Source organism: Sporosarcina sp. P1, from assembly GCF_002743155.1.
GTDB lineage: Bacteria > Bacillota > Bacilli > Bacillales_A > Planococcaceae > Sporosarcina > Sporosarcina ureae_B.
In genome coordinates this window covers 29,418-47,790 of the sequence record NZ_PDYS01000007.1, presented here as the reverse complement: position 1 = coordinate 47,790, position 18,373 = coordinate 29,418, and the positions used below count along the sequence as shown (strand labels likewise).

Genomic DNA, 18,373 nt, shown 5'->3' with positions numbered 1-18,373 from the left:
CGGTAATCCCCGAGTGAGTCTGAGGAGACTAGCTAACACTCGGGGATTTTTTCCTGCCAGTACCTACTCACCTCCTTCAAGGCGCAACCAGTTAATCAATGCCTGATTGTTTTTCTTATTGTGTGTAAGATAATAAAATTTGTCCTTACCTCTCACATCGCCATCGAATTTCTTCCAAATATCTTGCTTTGGTGACCAGTTTACATGGGACAGCTTTCGCATACGCTCCTGAATCGTTTGCTGTTTCACTGCGTACGTTTCGTTTTCCACTCCACTGTAGGCATACTGAGTTATTGCTGACAATACTGAATAGCTTGCCAACATAGATACCGTATAGTCTCCTATCGTTTTCGCATCTTGCAAATTGAACAATTCGTCAAACCATGTCATCAGTAGTTCGTAAGTTTCTTCCACTTCTCCTGTATTCTCACTGTGCATCGCAATCTTTCCGCTCACTACTTTACCTGTCATAAAATAGCCAACCAATCGTCTCAATTGCGACAACGAAACCAAATTCGTATTACGCGGTCTCATGACGGCAGCCTTCTCCAGCTCCACTCCCGCTTTTCGAAGCAACTGATGGCTCTTAAGTAGCCTATTCGTAAGCGAGTTCACTTCATTACGTGAGTCATAAGAAATCCGCTTAGACAAAGACACCTTTTTTCCTTTTGTGTTGAGATCTATGTATAGTTGATCCATTTCTTTTGGCGACAGCCCTTCAAACACTTGCACTGCTACTTCGATTTGATTCAGCATATAATGTAACGTAAAACCTTTCTTCTGCTCCGCTACATCATCACTACTCGTCATGCGAGAGACTGCCGATTCAAGTTGTGTTAGCGCCTTCATACGCTGCGAACCATCTATTACGATCAATGAATCGGGTCGGCCGTCCGCAAGACTTCCAGATTCGATTGCCGCAACGATAGGTGGTAGATAAATTTGTTCTTGAATGACATTGTCAAGTATATACCGTCGAATCATCCGAGCCTGCCCCGCATTGACTTCCCTAAGTACCAAACGTTGATCGTCCAGCATTTTCGTCAACTCTTTCACCGTATAGATCACCATGGTCTGTCTTTTGGAAAATATCTCATTAACGATCATTCAAACGCTCCCTTTCCTCACGAATGATCAGTAAAAACTCTAACATCGTCCGCTTAACGGCTGTAGAATTCGAATGATTCCGCACTTGTTTGGATTGCTTATTGTACATATGATCAAAAACCGGATCATCATGTTTCCACGTGCATCTCTTCTTCAACAGTTGCAGTTGCTGAATAGCTTCCATATGCGTCAACGACTGCTCCCGCGTTAGCGTATAGACTGTATAAGCAAGCGCTACTTGAACGCCCGTCACGCCACAAGCATAGTTCTTTCGATCCGTCATGCGTTTAGGAAACAGTTGCAACCAAGAGGAAAAGAATGCTTCTGCAATAGCTGGTACATCACTTGCTTTACAACCTTTGTAATATGGATTACCTGTTTTCACCGTTAAGCATCCTTCAAATAACGCAAGTAGACATTTCTTCATCGTGATCAATGACGTAATAGACGTGTTCGATTCCGTGAGCCGCGAACGCACTTGGTCAATATCTAGCCGCGTCTTCATTTGCTGTGCTATAGTACGCGTCAGCTCAGTATAAGCGTCTCGTTGATCATACAATAACATGAATCCTGGATGCGCTTCTCGTCGTTCGGTATTATAATCCGTAAACAACTGCCGTTCTTCCTGCTGATTCAAATCCAAATAGACTTGCATCGATACAGGATAACCCGCTAATATTTGAATAAACTTCCGCGACTCCTCCGCTTCCGCCTGATTCCCCGTCTCTTCCGCTGCTTCCTTCTTCGATTTCAACTGACTTATAGCAGAAGCAATCGCTGACATGCGATGTTGTGCGTCAAGGACATAAATACTACATCCCGGTTTCAACACGAAGCCACCGTCTATTTCTTGTATATTTCCTCGACTAGAGAACACGAAAGGTGAAAAGTAAAACGGCTCCCCATTTTTCAGACTATCCAGTATGAAATCCCGAATATCTTTACGCTTCCGGGGGTCCAACTGCCTTTGCACTTCATGGTCAATCTCGAACATCGCCTCCAGCATGGAAAAGTGTATTTGAGTGCAAAGAACTTCTTTTCCGAACTGTTTATAACTACTACCACTCATCCTTGTGGTAAGTCCCGCATCCAACATGAGTCTTCCTCCCCGTGCCATTTTGATTAGTATAGCGCAAGAATAATACTTCGTCCACAGAATCTTCTAACTAGTGGTTTATTTTAATACGAAATTTATTTTTACTACACATTTTTCTTAGCTCTTGACGGAAAATGGATATCGTGATAATTGGTGTTTTCTTGACAAAAAACACTCCACTTCACAGATTTAATCTGTAGAGTGGAGTGTTGCGATTTGGTACATCGTTATATTTTACATTCAATAAAAGCACATACTAATGAACTACAGAATTATGCGGGAACCTGGTACCCTGTCATTTGGTTAGTCTTCTAATAGCTCAGCATCTTCTTTCGTTTATCGCTGCGTTAATTACTCGCGCTATATAGCTCTGTTGATCACATACTCTTACTATGCCTTCATAGTAATGAGCAGTTGTATCGATTTCTAAGATGACACGCGTTAATCGATACGCTTCAAATGTCTGATCAATTTCCCTCATTAACACCTGAAACCCCGTTTAGGATCTGTCAGATTCAAAGGTCCACTTACAGTATCTCCAAAGTTTGTAAAGATCATTGCAGTGATAGAGATTTTAGTGTCATCGAGTTGAAAATGTAGGAATAGCTAAAATAGTCATCAGATCGTTTTGTACGATGGAATAACTTTTTTATCAGGTACTAGTTATCTGAGTAGTGTCCCAATTGTATAATGCACATCTATACGCTTTTCTGGTACGATAAAGATACAAATGGAGGGAGATTTGATGAAGTGTGAAATATGCAGTACTGATACAGTGCGCGTGCGGCTCGGCAATCAGTCACTTTGTATGGATTGCCATAATACAGTGATGGCGGCAGAGTTAGGAATAGAACTTACCGGATTGTCCAAAAATTCGTCGCGAATGAAGTAAAACGTATTTTCGAAGTGGAGCGGCAGATCACGGGAACAGCGATTTTGCTGGCTGCGCGTGACCGTTGGGAGCAAGGATACGAATTTGCTGTGGATCGGAAACTGGATGTCGATCAGCATAATCTGTTCAAACAACTGATAGAAAAAACAACTCGCGGCCTGTCGGAGACTTATCTGAAAAAGGGAGAATTTCCATCGGGTGAATCCTATACATATGTAAAACAACACCACCTAAAAGGCGTACTTACCTACGATTCAGTCAACCCCGAAGCACCACTTGTAATCATCGACGGTAAGCCGTATAAGTGGAATGAGGTTGGCCATCTCTTGCAAGCCTTCGAAGGATTTCAGATGAAGGACTAGGCCGATGAGTTGGAGTGAATGTTGGAATGTTTATTTAGTGATCCGTTTTGCATCGAACCGTATGCTTTCAACCGGACAGATAGGCTGCATCAAAAAAGGAACCTTCCGATCGACTTCTCGATCAAAAGATTCTTTTATTGTACGCTGTATTTTGCAAAAACGTTATATAGAAGTTTGCAATTACAATTACACAATGTTGCAATTTGACATAGAGCCCTTGTGAAGGCTATCATGCCCACCACTCCAAGTAAAGATGCAACTCTGGATTAGGTTGCAATACTATGTACTTTCCTTCTGCACTAAACATACGCAATTTAATTGCTTGAATTGTGCATTAGTTACATAATGCACAGGTACTCGCATTTAAAACAAAACTACTCGAAAGTTGGTACGTGCCTACGATTCAAGCAACAGTGAAGTCACCTCTCGTAATCATCGACAATAAGCCGTATAAATGGTATGAGGTAGGTAGTCACTTGCAAGCTTTCGAAAGATTCCAAATGAAGATGGTGATGAGGAACTTGGCCGATTAGCTGAATAGATAGCCTGCATCAAAGAAGTATCTTCCAATCGGTTTCTAGTTCAAAAGACTCTTTTGTTGTTTGATGTCAAATTAACATAATAGAGTCTAAGTTGTGTAATACACAGATAAGCACTTTTGATGAATTATGGTATAACTGTTTAGGCAACTGGTATCTACTTTTCAAATAGTGTACGAACTGTGCGGTTTTCTATATGTTCCAATTCTGCTTTATAAATAGGAAATCTCTTCGGCCTCTTTATTTTCTTTAATGAATTTTCTAAAATATGTTTAAGAATAAAAATTATAATTAATGGGAGTATGATTTGTTTGCTGACTTGTGTTAATAAAGTTGCTAAGTCTCCCCTAATCATATAAATAAATATTGGCAGACTAGCAATATAAATAGTTAACCAAATAATATTGCCGCTTGATTTTAAATAAACAAACTTTAATATCATCGCTAAAAAAGAAAACACCAAGATTACTCCGAATGTCCCGAAATTTATATAACCTTCACCAACTATAGTAAAACCATTCCCCCCTCCACGAGCAATCAATTCGGGAAAGAATGTATTGTTATACCATGCTCCTGGAGAAACCCCTATTCCAAGAACAACCTGTAAATCCCACAAGAATGTCTTCCCATAGAATGGTTCCCATAAATTTGGCTGATTTAACAGTTCGCTTATATTTTTCGATGCAGCACTAAATTCAGAAGTTAAAATATCTACAACCAATGACTTCCTCTCTTCAGCAACAACTGCTTCTTTAACTGCAAAATTTTTAAAACCACCTAGAAACGGAACTAAATACAATCCTAATATACCTATAATCATTAATTTTCTACGTGAGATTCGTTTATATAGAATATGAGTTAAGAACAATATACACAATAAAACTTTTAGCACCAAATCCCTTTCACCTAACACCAAAAGGGCAATTATAGTGTAACCTATTGTAAATGCAATCAACATTTTAGGCATTTCTTTCTTCACTATAAAATTATATGAAAGTAGAAGAATAAAACATAAAATGAAAATCGGAAAAAACAAAGTTAAATTTTTTAAGAATGATTGATCCAATGAAATAGCATATTTTGACGTTAGTCCCCTACTATAAACACTGAAAATGTAAATGGCCGTTAATGCAAATGAGACTATATATAATGGAAAAGCTATAATCTTAATATTAGTTATAGATTGATCGTCATAACAAACTATTCTATTTTTCGGCTTTCCAAATACTAAAATAAAAGTTAATAATGCAATCCACTCTAGAAACAAAGTTTCTTTTAAAAAGTTAGTGGGTGGGTATTCGCCTAACTCGACTAATACTGGATATGCAATCGAATACAAAAAGAAGATTGATGGGAACCAAGTTAATGGGTGGATTAAATTTAGATTCGCCCTATATATAGCCACAATTACTAGTATTGCTAAGGCGCTTACACCACCCCAAACATCATGTCCAAATATAAAGGATATAAGAGATATAACAACTCCAAAACATATTAAAGTGATTTCTAAAAATAATCCATTCTTTGGTGTTTTCACACTTCGAAACCTCCTATGATTTATTACCATATAGATATAAATGAGTGTTGATGATTTTAAGGTTTAACTTTATCTGTCTAAGTATTAATCAACTATAATTTCCTCAACACTTTTAAATTCACCCGCAGATTACTCACTACTTCATCTAGTCTTATAACCCCAAAAAAGACTTTTCAAATAAGTTGATATAGTATTTAACATCTTTTCGTATCTATTAACAATAAAATCAAGGTAACTCTTCATAGAATTTCCGCTTGATTTTTAAAATTACCTCTTTTTTGTTTGACGATAAGTAGCGAAATAATCAATGTGAAGCGAAATGAAAATATAATTTCCATAATCCGCATTCTCCGTTAGACTGGTAATTGTTTCATCAGGTTTATGGTTGGATATTGCTACTTCCAACCTGTCTGAAGAACATCAAATACTTCATTGTTAACTGGCGTCAATATAGCATATGAAGAAGAAATTTGGAAATCTTCTTATACGATCTTTGTAGACCAGTATGCTTCTTCCTTTTTAATCCCAAGTAAATGCCTCCCAAAACATATTGTCTGGGAGGATTATCTCACGAATCTTATTCTATTAATATGTGTTTACTATTTGACGCTTACCTAGATATTATTGTCAGTGATTTAACATACGTTCGAGTCATTGGAAGTTGGAAATACATATGCTTATATGTCAATCTTTTCAATAGTGAAAACATCGGCTACAGTGCAGATTCCCAAAAGACAGCTGGGTTAATCTTTAAGGATTTATTTCCATATAACTCAGCTTGAATCGTATCCTTTTACCTCATACAGAACCTCAGCTGAGAATATAAAAATCTCTTAATTGACGAAACTTTAGAAGCTTTTGGGATTGGTTGATCGCTCAATATGAAAGGTTTTTCATACGATATGCTTGGCAGAAAGGATGTTTAATATAGTTGAGGCAGAGTCTAATAAGCAAATAACCTTTACTTCTATTAACCAGCTAGAGTGTGAACTACAGAGTTATGTAAATTGGTTCGGTCAAGTTCGAATACACAGAACGCTGGATTATTAAATACCAATGCAATGTAGATTAGGAACTTCATAAAATCTGTCCGATTTAGTGTTGTTAATACATATCAGTAATTGATATGAAGAAGATAAGAGAGAACTAATAAATTTATCTGTAATAGATAGAGTATACAATTAATTCCGGTAATATTACATATCTTACGAATAAAAAAACAACAAATATTATTTAAAAAGTCTTATATTTGTAAATAATGTCGGAGATAGTGAATGAAGATATCATCCAAATCATAAATATAGCAATCCTAGTGAAATTTAATGCTACGATATTAACTATACCTTTTACGTTTTCACTCTTGGCATATTTCATTTAACATACTCCTAAATAAATTTCTTAAAACCTATCTTTCATTAACATATTTAATCGAATACAAACAAAGACAATTCTTAAAATTAGTTGCAAAGTATTAGTAATAATAACTGTAATGGCTGCCCCCTCAATACCATATGAGCTTATGAAGAAATAACCAAGCATAAGATTCATTATTAAAATGACTATTGAAATTTTAGGTTGAATACTGATATATTTCATTGTTAAAAGAGCAGTGTCATAATTCCAGCTGATAAAGTTTATAGCCAAAGCAAAACTCATTAATATCAATATATGATTATAATTAGCATATTCCATACCATAAAAGATTCTTAAAAATGTTTCTCCAAAAAAGTAACTGCTTAGAATTAAAAATACCCCTATTACTAAGGAGAAACCTGTTAACTTAACAAAAATGATTTCTTTAAAAGAATCATAGTCTTTCGAATTTATTTTTTTACTTAACACCGGAAGAAAGTTTTGGGATACAGCATTAATCAACATATTACCGATTACTACAATATAAACTATTGCAGAAAAGTAGCCCAATATCTCCGGTGATTCAAAGTGTTCTATTAAATATTGAGGATATGAGGTATTAAAGGATGTCATCATTTGCACAAAACCTAATGGTAAACCTGCCAATATTACCAGTTTGACATATTTAAAATCAAATTTTATTTTATCACTTTGTAAAGTATATCTTTTATTTATTTCTCTAATTTCTACAAAATATAAAATTAACATTTGTGTTATTAATTGAATTGAAATTGATATTACTAGACTTTTTGTAAATAAAATAGCTAATAGGAAAAATATAAATGTTAACAAGTGTTTAATTATCATTAATCTTCCTATAAGTTTCATATCTTCATTTTTGTGTGGAATCGCATAGTAGATATCAGATTGCAAATCAAAAACTTTCATCAAACCAATTAACATTATTATAATGAGATATTCTTGATACATAACTATTGCAATAATAGCCAGACAGATAACGGTAATTATACTAATTAAATTTCGAGAAAAAATGTAGTTACTAAATCCTTTTTCATCATCAGTTATGTATAAAGATCTTAATTTCATATTAGCTAAAAGTGTTACGGGAGCACCAATTGCAAATGCAAGTGCATATACCCCTACATCCCCTGCATTAAGAGTTTTTGCTATAACTACTACAGAAAGCCACTTTGTTAAAGAAACGAATAAATTCGCTCCAAAAACCCAAGATATATTTCGAATTAGATTCATGGTTTTTCTTTCTTTCTATATAAATTTAAAAAGATAGTAAAGTGATCAAAGAAGTTTTACTTAATACACTTGTATCTATATTTTTAGTTGAAACTAAAGGTGAACTAACAGCAGGGTAATATTAAATATATTATATAAATGAATAAACAGAAAATAAGTTTTTTGTAGAACAAAGTTACCATAATAAATTCACAATAAAAAGACATTGGGAATCAATCAACAACAGACATTGTCACTGTCTGTAAAAAGTAGAGAAAACTACCAATACCCTCATAACCACAGGATTAACGGCGTTTTCAGATTATGAAAAACACAATCGTATAGATCTCAACTTGGGCAATTCAATGAATGATTTGTATCGCACACTAGAATCGTTTTTGTAGAATATATTTCAAGATATGTTTAATACAAATAAAATCATTGCCTTATTTAAGAGGTGTGCGGACTTCTTCATGCACCGCAAATGACTTACAACATGAAGGATCGATGCTAAAACCAATCAAAGAATTCAATACAAGTATACTAGGAGAACGCAACGACTACCTTTGTTTAGATTCGAGTTCTATTCCTATTCCTCCTGAAATAGTATAAAAGTAAGGTAGCTTATTAAAAGTGTTACATTAATTAAAATCTAATTTCTTCATATCAACATAAACTTTTATAATATTTTATTCGTTCGAAAGTTATTATTCCATCAATTTCATCACGTTTTAAGATTCTTAAGATAACTCTTTTGCCGGTACCCCTGCAACCTTACTATTTGCAGAAACATCTTTAGTTACAATAGCTCCTGCTGCTACTACTACTCCATTTTCTACATTGACTCCCGATGTGATTACAACATGTCCTCCACACCACGTGCCACTACCGATTTTTATAGGCTTACTAATTCCTTTATTGGTTGCTATGCCATTTTCAAATATATGATTACTACTTGCAATTACAGACATCGGACCTATAATCACATTATCACCAAATACTATTTCTCCTTTTGCCTGTACGTAACAAAAGTGAGAAATATAACAGTCATTACCTATCCTTAGTTTACCAGGATTATTAATAATAACATTTTTCCCAACCTGAAGTCTTTTTCCGCTTTCACCTAAAAATGGACTGATTAGACTACCCCTAATTCTATTAGTCACAATGTGATTTGGAAGTAAAGCAGTTAGCAAATTTATCATATGGATAGGTATATCTCTGCCTAGAAAACTTATTAAATATCTAATGTGTTTCACTGTTCCATTACCTCATTTTATGTTTATAGATTCTTCAATAAACTTATTAAAAAAGTTTATTCTTCGATCATACAATACAGATTTCAGATACTCTTTTGAATTACTATGATTTTTTATTGACTGTTCTAGCATGGCTTTAGTAGTAGTCTTTTTGATTAATGCGCAAATACTTTCAGAGTTGCCTTTTTCAAATACAAATTCATTTTCTATTAATTCTGGAATACCTCCAGCGTCAGAACCCATAATTGGACAGCCTCTACTCATAGCCTCTATCACAGCTCTAGGTAATCCTTCCGTTAAGCTTGGTTGAATATAAATATCAATATTATCCAACCATGAAAATACTTCATCATGGTTTAACCTACCTAGAAACTTAACTTCATCACTCACACCATAACTTTTTGCAATAGCTTTACAATATTCCTGATTTCCGCTACCTACTAATTGATATTCAATGGCATAACCTTGGGATTTAAGACTTGATATAGCTTTAATTACATCTTGTTGTCCCTTATAAATATTTAGAGTGGAACAAGTACCAATCACCAATTTCTTTTCAAAACTTGTATTCCTGATCTTTTCTAAGCGTTTATTTAATGAATTGCTTACACTATGTAAGGTTACATTAGAACAAGCAATACTTTGTCCATTCGTGGGATAGGCTGCCTGTAGAGTCTTTTCTGTTACATATACAACATATGGTGCACCTAATATTGCTTTTTTACACAAAGTAGACATTATTGGGGCAATCATTTTCTTTGTCCCGCCCTGGCTCCACAAACTATCCCAAGCGTTTCCAACAACTTCAATTAAGTATGGTTTCTTTAACTTTTTAGCACTTCGTAACGTATATAATCCCAAAACACTAGGTAACCTAATTATTATATAATCACTATTAGAGATGCTTTCATTGATTTTTTTTCTTATATCGGATGATTTAAGTTCACTAAAACTTTTTAAGTTTTGAAACTGAACTTCACTCTTAACTATCGTGGCTTTCTTTGATTCTTCTGTAGATATCAAAACATCTCGCCCAACTATCCCTAGTTCATCGAATATCATTAAATACCTATTGAAAAATTCCTCATCAAATCCATAAGAATAATAATTTATTCCATCCTTGTAAGGAAATTTATGATCATGTACAAATAAGGCTTTCATAATTATAGATTCTCCTTATACCACTCGATCGCAGCTTGAATTCCTCTTTCGAAGTTCCAGTCAGGCTCGTAACCTAGCATTTCTCCAGCTTTACTAATATCAGCATTACTGTGTTTAATATCCCCAATACGATTGGGTCCAAAGTTTGGCTGGATATCCTTACCTAGTGTATTACTTAAATGCTTATATATATCAATCAAAAATTCCCGTCCTCCGCAAGCTATATTATAGGCTTCGCCTGCCGATTTACTAGGTGCTTCACAAGCCTTCAAGTTAGCTTCTATAACATTTTCTATATAAGTAAAATCACGACTTTGTTTTCCATCCCCATTTATTGTAGGTTGTTCATTGTCAAGTAGTTGTTTAATGAACTTTGGAATAACTGCAGCGTAAGACCCATCAGGATTCTGTCGTCTACCGTACACATTAAAATAGCGTAATCCATATGTATCTAGTCCATAAAGTTTGCTATAAAGTCTTCCGTACTCTTCATTTACTTTCTTAGTCAAAGAATATGGCGATAACACACTTCCTTCTCTTCCTTCTATCTTTGGAAGATTAGGATCATCCCCATACACAGAAGAACTAGAAGCATAAACAAACTTTTTCACTCCATTTTGTCTAGCAGCTTCCATCATATTTAGGGTCCCTTTGATGTTTACTTCTTCATAAAACTGAGGCATCTTAATACTTCTTGGAACGCTTCCCCAAGCCGCTTGATTTAAAACATAATCTACTCCATTACAAGCCCTCATACATGTTTCGAAATTACGAATATCACCTTCAATAAACTCGTAATTCGAGTCATCTAAAAACTCTTCCACATTATCTTTTTTACCAGTTGAAAAATCATCTAATCCTCTAACTTGATATCCTAACCTAAGTATAGCTTCCACTAAATTAGAACCGATAAATCCTGCCGATCCTGTTACTAAAAACTTACTTCCTTTTGGGAATTTTACATCTTCATAGCCCATTCTTACAGCCCCCAATAATTAAACCCTGAAGTCTTTGCTTGCTCTCTATCAAAAATGCCCTTTAAATCTGCTAATACAAGCTCTACAGGCTCTTTACACATATATTTAACATCTTCTAATGAAATACTTTTAAATTCTTCATGCGTTACTGCAAAAATAACTGCATCCATATCTTTAACCTCTTCAGATTGGGAAAGCTTAATATCGTACATCGCGTTTAAATCTTCTTCATCTGCTACGGGGTCGACAACCTTAACTTCAATACCATACTCTTGGAGTTCCTTGATTACATCAACCACTTTAGTATTTCTAACATCCGGACAGTTTTCTTTAAAGGTAATACCAAAAACAGCAACTTTCGCCCCATTTATTTGCTTATTAGCTTTAATCATTTTCTTAACTATATTCTCAGCAACATATTTTCCCATATTATCATTTATCTTTCTGCCAGAAAGAATAATTTGGGAATGATAACCCATCTGCTCCGCTTTATAAGTTAAATAATACGGATCGACACCTATACAATGCCCTCCTACTAGCCCCGGAGAGAAGTTAAGGAAATTCCACTTTGTACTTGCAGCTTCAAGTACGGCTTTTGTATCTATTTCTAGTTTATTAAAAATAATAGAAAGCTCATTCATAAATGCAATATTGATATCTCGTTGAGAATTTTCAATGACTTTTGCCGCTTCAGCTACTTTAATACTTGCCGCTTTAAATACACCTGCACCAACTACAAGCTCATAAACCTTTGCAATTACATCTAATACTTCTTCATCTTGGCCTGCAACTACTTTAATAATATTTTCTAGCGTATGTACTTTGTCACCTGGATTGATTCTTTCAGGTGAATACCCTACTTTGAAATCTAGTCCGCACTTTAAACCAGACTCTTTTTCTAAGATTGGAACACATATATCTTCTGTAACGCCAGGGTATACTGTAGATTCAAAAACTACCACTGATCCTTTTGTTAAGTTTTTACCTAGTTTAGTACTTGCTGATTTTAAGGGTGTTAAATCAGGTGTACGGTCTTCTCTAACTGGTGTTGGTACAGCCACTATATGAAACTTGGCATTCTTTAAGTCTTCTTCTTTAGAGGTAAAGTTGATTGAAGTATTTTTAATTACATCATTTCCAACTTCTTTTGTAGGATCTATACCACTTTTATAGAGCTCTATTTTTTCTTGGCTAATATCAAAACCAATTACATTTACTTTTTTAGCAAAAGCTACTGCAACTGGCATTCCTACATAACCTAGTCCAACTACGGAAATTTTTTCTTCTCCACAAACTATTTTTTCATAAATATCCAATTACTTCGCCTCAATTTAATTCATATTTTATAATTCCATTGCGTTTAAAATAATTTCGTTGATTTTTTTTACATCATACTTTTCTAGCGCTCTTTTATATCCTTGTTCAGCCATTTTCAATGTTATTTCGGGATTATCATACATATATATCATTTTTTCAGCTAATACTTCTGAGTTCTTAACTGGAACAAGGAATCCTGTTTCACCATCTTTAACTGTTTGTCTACAACCCGAAACATCTGTAGCAATTGTCGCTCTACCCATAGCCATTGCCTCCACTAAGACTCTTCCTTGACCTTCATGGTATGAAGGGAGTGTAATCACAAAGCTATCTTCGATAAAAGGCCGGACATCTTTAGTTTCACCTAAGTAATTTATAGTTCCTTTATCGATCCACTTATTTAAATCCTCATGAGTAATAGCCGTAGGGTTTTTATCAAATGGTCCTAATACATTAAACTTCATTGAGGGACGTTTTTCTTTTGCTATACTTGCCGCTTTTAGAAATTCATTTATACCTTTGTCCTTTATAAGTCTAGCAATAAACAAATATGTATCTTTATTCTTCAAAGGTCTTTTATCAAATACGTTTAAATTCACTCCAGAACTACCTATAACAACTACCTCCTGCTTATTAACAATTCTTTTGTTTTTAAATAACTCCAAATCATCTTCATTTAAAAAGAGAAGAGCTTTACATTTTTTAAAAGCAATTCTATACAGAGGAACTATTCCTTTTTGAATTATTTTTAATTTTAATGTATTACCACGAATTACAGATCCAGCACCAGTCATTAAACCATAAATATTTTCAACACCACTTACATGAGCTGCTAATGTTCCATAAATGTTAGGCTTAATAGTGTATGAAAGAAAAACATCTGGTTTTTCATTTTTAATTTTCTTCTTAATTTCATTAAATAAATATATATCTTTAATTGGATTCATACCTGTTCTATTCATAACTATTGGTACATATTTAGCACCAAGCGCTAATAACTGATTTTCTAAATCGTCATTTTCATCAGGAGCACATGCTATTACTTCATGGCCATTTTCAACCATTGATTTAATCATGTCTCCTCTAAAATTCACTAACGAAGGACCATAACTTCCTAAGATGAATACTTTCATAGCATATTGCTCCTAACTTCTAATTAGTTTCTTTGCAGGAATACCTAAATAAATTCCTGAAGCACATATACTTTTAACAACAACGGAACCAGCACCAATAATACATTCACTAGCAACACTAATATTATTACTAACAACACTACCAATACCTAACCAAGATCCTTCTCCAACTGTGACCGTGCCAGCCAAACGAGCACCCGGTGACACATGAACAAAATCCCCAATAAGGTTATCATGATCTACCGAAGCACCCGTATTGATAATGCATCCCTGACCTATCACGGTACAGCAGTTAATAATGACTCCCGCCATAACTACCGTACCAGGACCTATACTTACTTCTGATCCAATAACAGCATTCGGATGAACTAATGTGGGGATGGTAGCTCCTGCAGTTTTAAGCGTCTCAAAAATCTTTTTTCTAATTGCATTATCACCAATACCAACAAATATTTCATATTCATCAATATACCTCAACATGGCTGTTGAACTTCCTATTACATCTAATCCCATTACATTTTTAATCGTCTTATCATCTAAGAAGTCGATACTGCTCCACTTATTCATTTTGATGGCAATATCAGCGACTACTTTTCCATGTCCGCTTGCTCCGATAATAAGTAGTTTTTTACTCATAGTTGATTTCTTCCTTTTTAGCGCCCGTAAACGGCTCCATAGTAGCAGCTGTCTCTGAACTAATATCTTCTCTCACAATCACTTTCTTAATCGTCATCAAAATAATCTTCCAATCACCGATAAAACTAATATGGTCGACATACTTAACATCTAGATTAAATTTATCTTCCCAACTCAACGCATTTCTACCACTGGCTTGTGCTAATCCAGATAATCCGGGCTTTACTTCATGACGTCGTTTTTGCTGTTCATTGTATAATGGCAAATATTGAACTAGTAACGGTCGTGGTCCGATAATGGACATATCTCCTTTTACAATATTAAAAAGTCCTGGTAGTTCATCTAATGATGTAGAACGCAACAGCTTACCGAACTTTGTCAGTCTCACGTGATCAGGTAATAGATTACCTTCTGCGTCTTTTTCATCCGTCATAGTCCTGAATTTATACATCGTAAAAATCTCTTCATTAAGACCCGGTCGCTTCTGTTTAAACAACACGGGGCTACCTAGTTTTGTTCTGACTAGGATAGCTACGATCAAAAGTATAGGACTAAGAACAATAATAGCCATAAGCGAAAGAACAAAATCCATTGGTCTTTTTACAATTTTTCTATAAAAGTTATGCTTGCCGTTCTGATTGATCTTCACCACAACCCTTTAACAATACGAACCACTCTATTCAAATCATCCTGAGTCATCTTCGTATCCGATGGCAAACAAACACCATTCGCAAACAGTTCTTCTGATATTCCTTCACCCACAAAATCATACTTCTCAAAGTACGGCTGCAAATGCATAGGTTTCCATACTGGACGTGATTCAATATTTTCTTCTTCTAGTGCTTCAAATATATGTTGCGGTCTCACTTTTCCTGTTAAGATCATGGAACTTAACCAGTAGTTTGGCTCACCCCAGTTATTATCCGGCATGAAGTAGACTCCTTCTAAATCTTCTAATTCACGTTTATAAAAGTTGAAGATTTCTCTTTTCTTGTCCACTCGCTGATCTAATACTTTTAACTGTCCTCTGCCGATTCCCGCTGACACATTACTCATTCGGTAGTTGTAACCCAGTTCGCTATGTTGATAATGTCTCGCCTGATCTCTTGATTGAGTCGCCCAAAATCTGGACTTTGCGACCTTTTCCACATTATCCGAAACTAGCATACCGCCACCTGAAGTCGTAATGATTTTATTGCCGTTAAATGAAAATGCACCATAATGGCCGATTGTGCCTGTATGTTTGCCTTTATAGTATGTACCTAATGATTCTGCTGCATCTTCTATGACACGTACACCGTGTTTGTTGCAAAGTTCCATGATCTTGTCCATATCGGCCGAAAGTCCATATAAATGTACGACGATGACCGCTTTCACTTCGGGATATTGTTCAAAAGCTTTTTCTAAAGCTTTCGGACACATATTCCACGTTTCGTAATCACTGTCTATAAAGACGGGTGTCGCGTTTTGATAAATGATTGGATTCGCAGTGGCCGAAAACGTTAATGTTGGACAGAAAACAATGTCCCCTTCTCCCACTTCAGCGGCTTTCAATGCTAAGTGAATAGCAGCGGTACCTGAAGACAATGCAGCTGCATCCGTAGAACCGACTTTAGTGGCGAATTCTACTTCAAATTGATTGACGTTTTCTCCAAGTGGAGCGATCCAGTTCGTATCAAATGCTTCTTTTATGTATTCCATCTCGTACCCTTCATCACTCATATGAGGTGATGCAAGAAATACTTTTTCGCGTGTTTTCGTTGACTTCATTTTACTAACTTCCTTCCCTACCTACATTTCATAAAAGAGCCTATACCGTGGTTTGTTCACTATGCAATGGTCGTGTATGTATGTAGAGCATTACATTACACTTCTAGTAGATTGTGGCGCCTCCACAAACTTCCGATTCGCCAACCCAACCAAAGTCTCTTTCAACTCCCCATCACCCATACCAGGCAACTTATCCAACACATATAATTGCTCTGTCTCCGAAATCGGTGTAGCTTTCCCGATATAAATCTTCGGAAATACATGTTCACTCTGTCGTTCGTCTTCATTCAATAGCTCTTCATATAACTTCTCACCAGGACGAATGCCCGAGTAGTTGATTTTGATTTCATCTTCTTCATAGCCAGACAGCTTGATCAAGTTCTTCGCTAAATCGACAATCTTGACTGGTTCGCCCATATCGAGAACAAACACTTCGCCGCCTTGTGCAAGTGTTCCTGCTTGAATGACTAGGCGTGATGCTTCGGGAATCGTCATGAAGTATCTGGTCATTTCTGGATCCGTAATCGTGACAGGCCCACCTTTGGCAATTTGTTGTTTGAATAACGGCACTACGCTGCCTCGTGAACCTAAGACGTTGCCGAATCGTACAGCGGCAAATTTGGTTTCACTGTCTTTAGCTAAATTTTGTATAATCATTTCAGCGAAGCGCTTTGTCGCCCCCATGATGTTCGGTGGATTGACTGCTTTGTCGGTCGACACGAGAACGAAGTGCTTGACGCTAAAGAATCTAGCGGCTTCTGCTACGTTTTTTGTACCGAATATATTATTTTTGACGGCTTCCATCGGGTTGCCTTCCATGAGTGGTACATGTTTATGTGCTGCCGCGTGGTAGATGACATCCGGTTTTAGTTCGCTCATCAGATCAAATATGCGCGTACGATCTTGCACGTCTGCGATTACAGGACATATTTCTGTAGTAGATGAAACTTTTTGGCGCAGTTCCATGTCTATAGTATAGATCGAGTTTTCACCATGACCGAGTAGTATCAATTTCTTTGGTTGGAACTCGACTACTTGTCTGCAAATTTCCGATCCAATTGAACCGCCTGCTCCTGTGATGAGGATTGTTTTACCGGTCAACTTCTGTTCAATGGCCTGCATATCGAGCTGTACTTCGTCACGTCCGAGTAGATCTTCTATTTTCACGTCACGCATATCTTTAACGGATACTTTCCCTGTCATCAAGTCTTCAATGCGTGGAATCGTTTGCGTTTTGACGCCTGTTTCGATACAACGCTTCATTAACTCTGTCATTTGCTGTTTACCCATCGAGGGAATCGCAATGATGATTTTATCTATGTGATGCATATCTACTAATTGCTGGATGTTCTTAGTACCCCTATAAACACGCATTCCGTAAATATCGAGACCTTGTTTCATTTTATCGTCATCTACAAAAATGACAGGTTTCATGCCGTATTCTGGATTGCTTAGTACTTGTCTGGCGATCATCGTGCCTGCTTGTCCGGCTCCTAGAATCATCGTGCGTTTCATATCGATACTTTTATCCTTCACGACTACATCTCTCACTAGACGCCAAGACAGACGGGATCCCCCTATTAGCAGAACGTGCAACATCCATGTGATAGCCAATGCGCGAGCGTAGACATCTTGTGTGAGGGTAAATTGAACAACGACCACTGCGAGGATGGTGAACGTGACGGCTTTGACGATCGACTTCAGTTCACCGATAGATGCATACGACCACGCTTTTCGATAGAGGCCGTAATACCAAGCAAAGAAATGATGCGCAATCTGTATCGTAATGGCGCTGATTAGCAACATTTTATTGAAGATAATCGAAGTGAATGGATGAAGCATGAAGTATCCTATATAGATCGACAATAAGACGATTATGGAATCGGCTGCGATTAACATGGTCATTCGTTTGCGTACAGTCAAAGGAGCTCCTCCTTTCAATTGTGTTTCTACTACTTACTCACTAGTCAATTTAGAGTATCA

The 18,373-nt window shown here is 36.1% G+C and carries 18 protein-coding genes; 4 read left to right on the top strand and 14 right to left on the bottom strand.

Annotation, left to right across the window (positions count from 1 at the left end; all coding sequences use genetic code 11):
- Positions 1-63 precede the first annotated feature (63 nt).
- From CSV73_RS08865 to CSV73_RS16485, 3 genes are all read right to left on the bottom strand, one after another.
- Positions 64-1,107 (bottom strand): DNA sulfur modification protein DndB, encoded by a 1,044-nt coding sequence (locus tag CSV73_RS08865; RefSeq protein WP_099627260.1) that lies wholly within the window; start codon positions 1,105-1,107, stop codon positions 64-66.
- On the bottom strand, positions 1,097-2,203 hold the full coding sequence (locus CSV73_RS08860) for a DNA sulfur modification protein DndB (RefSeq protein WP_099627259.1): 1,107 nt from the start codon (positions 2,201-2,203) through the stop codon (positions 1,097-1,099). The genes CSV73_RS08865 and CSV73_RS08860 overlap by 11 nt, the downstream gene beginning before the upstream one ends.
- Before the next feature lie 319 nt (positions 2,204-2,522).
- Complete coding sequence (locus CSV73_RS16485) at positions 2,523-2,684, bottom strand: hypothetical protein (RefSeq protein WP_158232321.1); 162 nt, start codon at positions 2,682-2,684, stop codon at positions 2,523-2,525.
- Positions 2,685-2,948: 264 nt separating this feature from the next.
- Between CSV73_RS16485 and CSV73_RS16480 the strand changes: the two genes are divergently transcribed.
- From CSV73_RS16480 to CSV73_RS17010, 3 genes are all read left to right on the top strand, one after another.
- Complete coding sequence (locus CSV73_RS16480; RefSeq protein ID WP_158232320.1) at positions 2,949-3,095, top strand: DUF7685 domain-containing protein; 147 nt, start codon at positions 2,949-2,951, stop codon at positions 3,093-3,095.
- Between the two features lie 14 nt (positions 3,096-3,109).
- Positions 3,110-3,457: a DUF7713 domain-containing protein gene (locus CSV73_RS08855; RefSeq protein ID WP_143560940.1), complete on the top strand. Its 348-nt coding sequence runs from the start codon at positions 3,110-3,112 to the stop codon at positions 3,455-3,457.
- 392 nt (positions 3,458-3,849) lie between these two features.
- Entirely contained in the window at positions 3,850-3,990 is a 141-nt protein-coding gene (locus CSV73_RS17010) for a DUF7713 domain-containing protein (protein ID WP_483315708.1), read from the top strand.
- A 163-nt stretch (positions 3,991-4,153) separates the two neighbouring features.
- Here CSV73_RS17010 and CSV73_RS08850 read toward each other — a convergent pair whose 3' ends face one another.
- Positions 4,154-5,533 carry an O-antigen polymerase gene (locus CSV73_RS08850; protein WP_158232319.1) on the bottom strand — a complete coding sequence of 460 codons (1,380 nt, stop codon included), beginning with the start codon at positions 5,531-5,533 and terminating at the stop codon, positions 4,154-4,156.
- Between the two features lie 918 nt (positions 5,534-6,451).
- On the opposite strand from CSV73_RS08850, the gene CSV73_RS16950 reads away from it, so the two are divergent.
- A complete protein-coding gene (locus CSV73_RS16950; protein WP_099627256.1) occupies positions 6,452-6,583 on the top strand; it encodes an IS3 family transposase in 132 nt (43 codons plus the stop codon).
- Positions 6,584-6,931: 348 nt separating this feature from the next.
- On the opposite strand, the gene CSV73_RS08840 is transcribed toward CSV73_RS16950, so the two are convergent.
- From CSV73_RS08840 to CSV73_RS08795, 10 genes are all read right to left on the bottom strand, one after another.
- Positions 6,932-8,158 carry an oligosaccharide flippase family protein gene (locus CSV73_RS08840; protein ID WP_099627255.1) on the bottom strand — a complete coding sequence of 409 codons (1,227 nt, stop codon included), beginning with the start codon at positions 8,156-8,158 and terminating at the stop codon, positions 6,932-6,934.
- Positions 8,159-8,877: 719 nt separating this feature from the next.
- Complete coding sequence (locus tag CSV73_RS08835) at positions 8,878-9,396, bottom strand: acyltransferase (protein ID WP_099627254.1); 519 nt, start codon at positions 9,394-9,396, stop codon at positions 8,878-8,880.
- Positions 9,397-9,408: 12 nt separating this feature from the next.
- Positions 9,409-10,557, bottom strand: a complete 1,149-nt coding sequence (locus CSV73_RS08830; RefSeq protein WP_099627253.1) for a glycosyltransferase family 4 protein — start codon at positions 10,555-10,557, stop codon at positions 9,409-9,411.
- 2 nt (positions 10,558-10,559) lie between these two features.
- Positions 10,560-11,534: an SDR family oxidoreductase gene (locus CSV73_RS08825; protein WP_099627252.1), complete on the bottom strand. Its 975-nt coding sequence runs from the start codon at positions 11,532-11,534 to the stop codon at positions 10,560-10,562.
- Positions 11,535-11,536: 2 nt separating this feature from the next.
- On the bottom strand, positions 11,537-12,850 hold the full coding sequence (locus tag CSV73_RS08820; protein WP_099627251.1) for a nucleotide sugar dehydrogenase: 1,314 nt from the start codon (positions 12,848-12,850) through the stop codon (positions 11,537-11,539).
- A gap of 27 nt (positions 12,851-12,877) precedes the next feature.
- Positions 12,878-13,984: a glycosyltransferase family 4 protein gene (locus CSV73_RS08815; RefSeq protein WP_099627250.1), complete on the bottom strand. Its 1,107-nt coding sequence runs from the start codon at positions 13,982-13,984 to the stop codon at positions 12,878-12,880.
- Positions 13,985-13,996: 12 nt separating this feature from the next.
- Complete coding sequence (locus tag CSV73_RS08810; protein ID WP_099627249.1) at positions 13,997-14,620, bottom strand: acetyltransferase; 624 nt, start codon at positions 14,618-14,620, stop codon at positions 13,997-13,999.
- A complete protein-coding gene (locus tag CSV73_RS08805; protein WP_099627326.1) occupies positions 14,613-15,212 on the bottom strand; it encodes a sugar transferase in 600 nt (199 codons plus the stop codon). The genes CSV73_RS08810 and CSV73_RS08805 overlap by 8 nt, the downstream gene beginning before the upstream one ends.
- A gap of 53 nt (positions 15,213-15,265) precedes the next feature.
- Entirely contained in the window at positions 15,266-16,390 is a 1,125-nt protein-coding gene (locus CSV73_RS08800; protein WP_099627248.1) for a DegT/DnrJ/EryC1/StrS family aminotransferase, read from the bottom strand.
- A 90-nt stretch (positions 16,391-16,480) separates the two neighbouring features.
- Positions 16,481-18,313 (bottom strand): polysaccharide biosynthesis protein, encoded by a 1,833-nt coding sequence (locus CSV73_RS08795; protein WP_099627247.1) that lies wholly within the window; start codon positions 18,311-18,313, stop codon positions 16,481-16,483.
- Between the last annotated feature and the right edge of the window lie 60 nt (positions 18,314-18,373).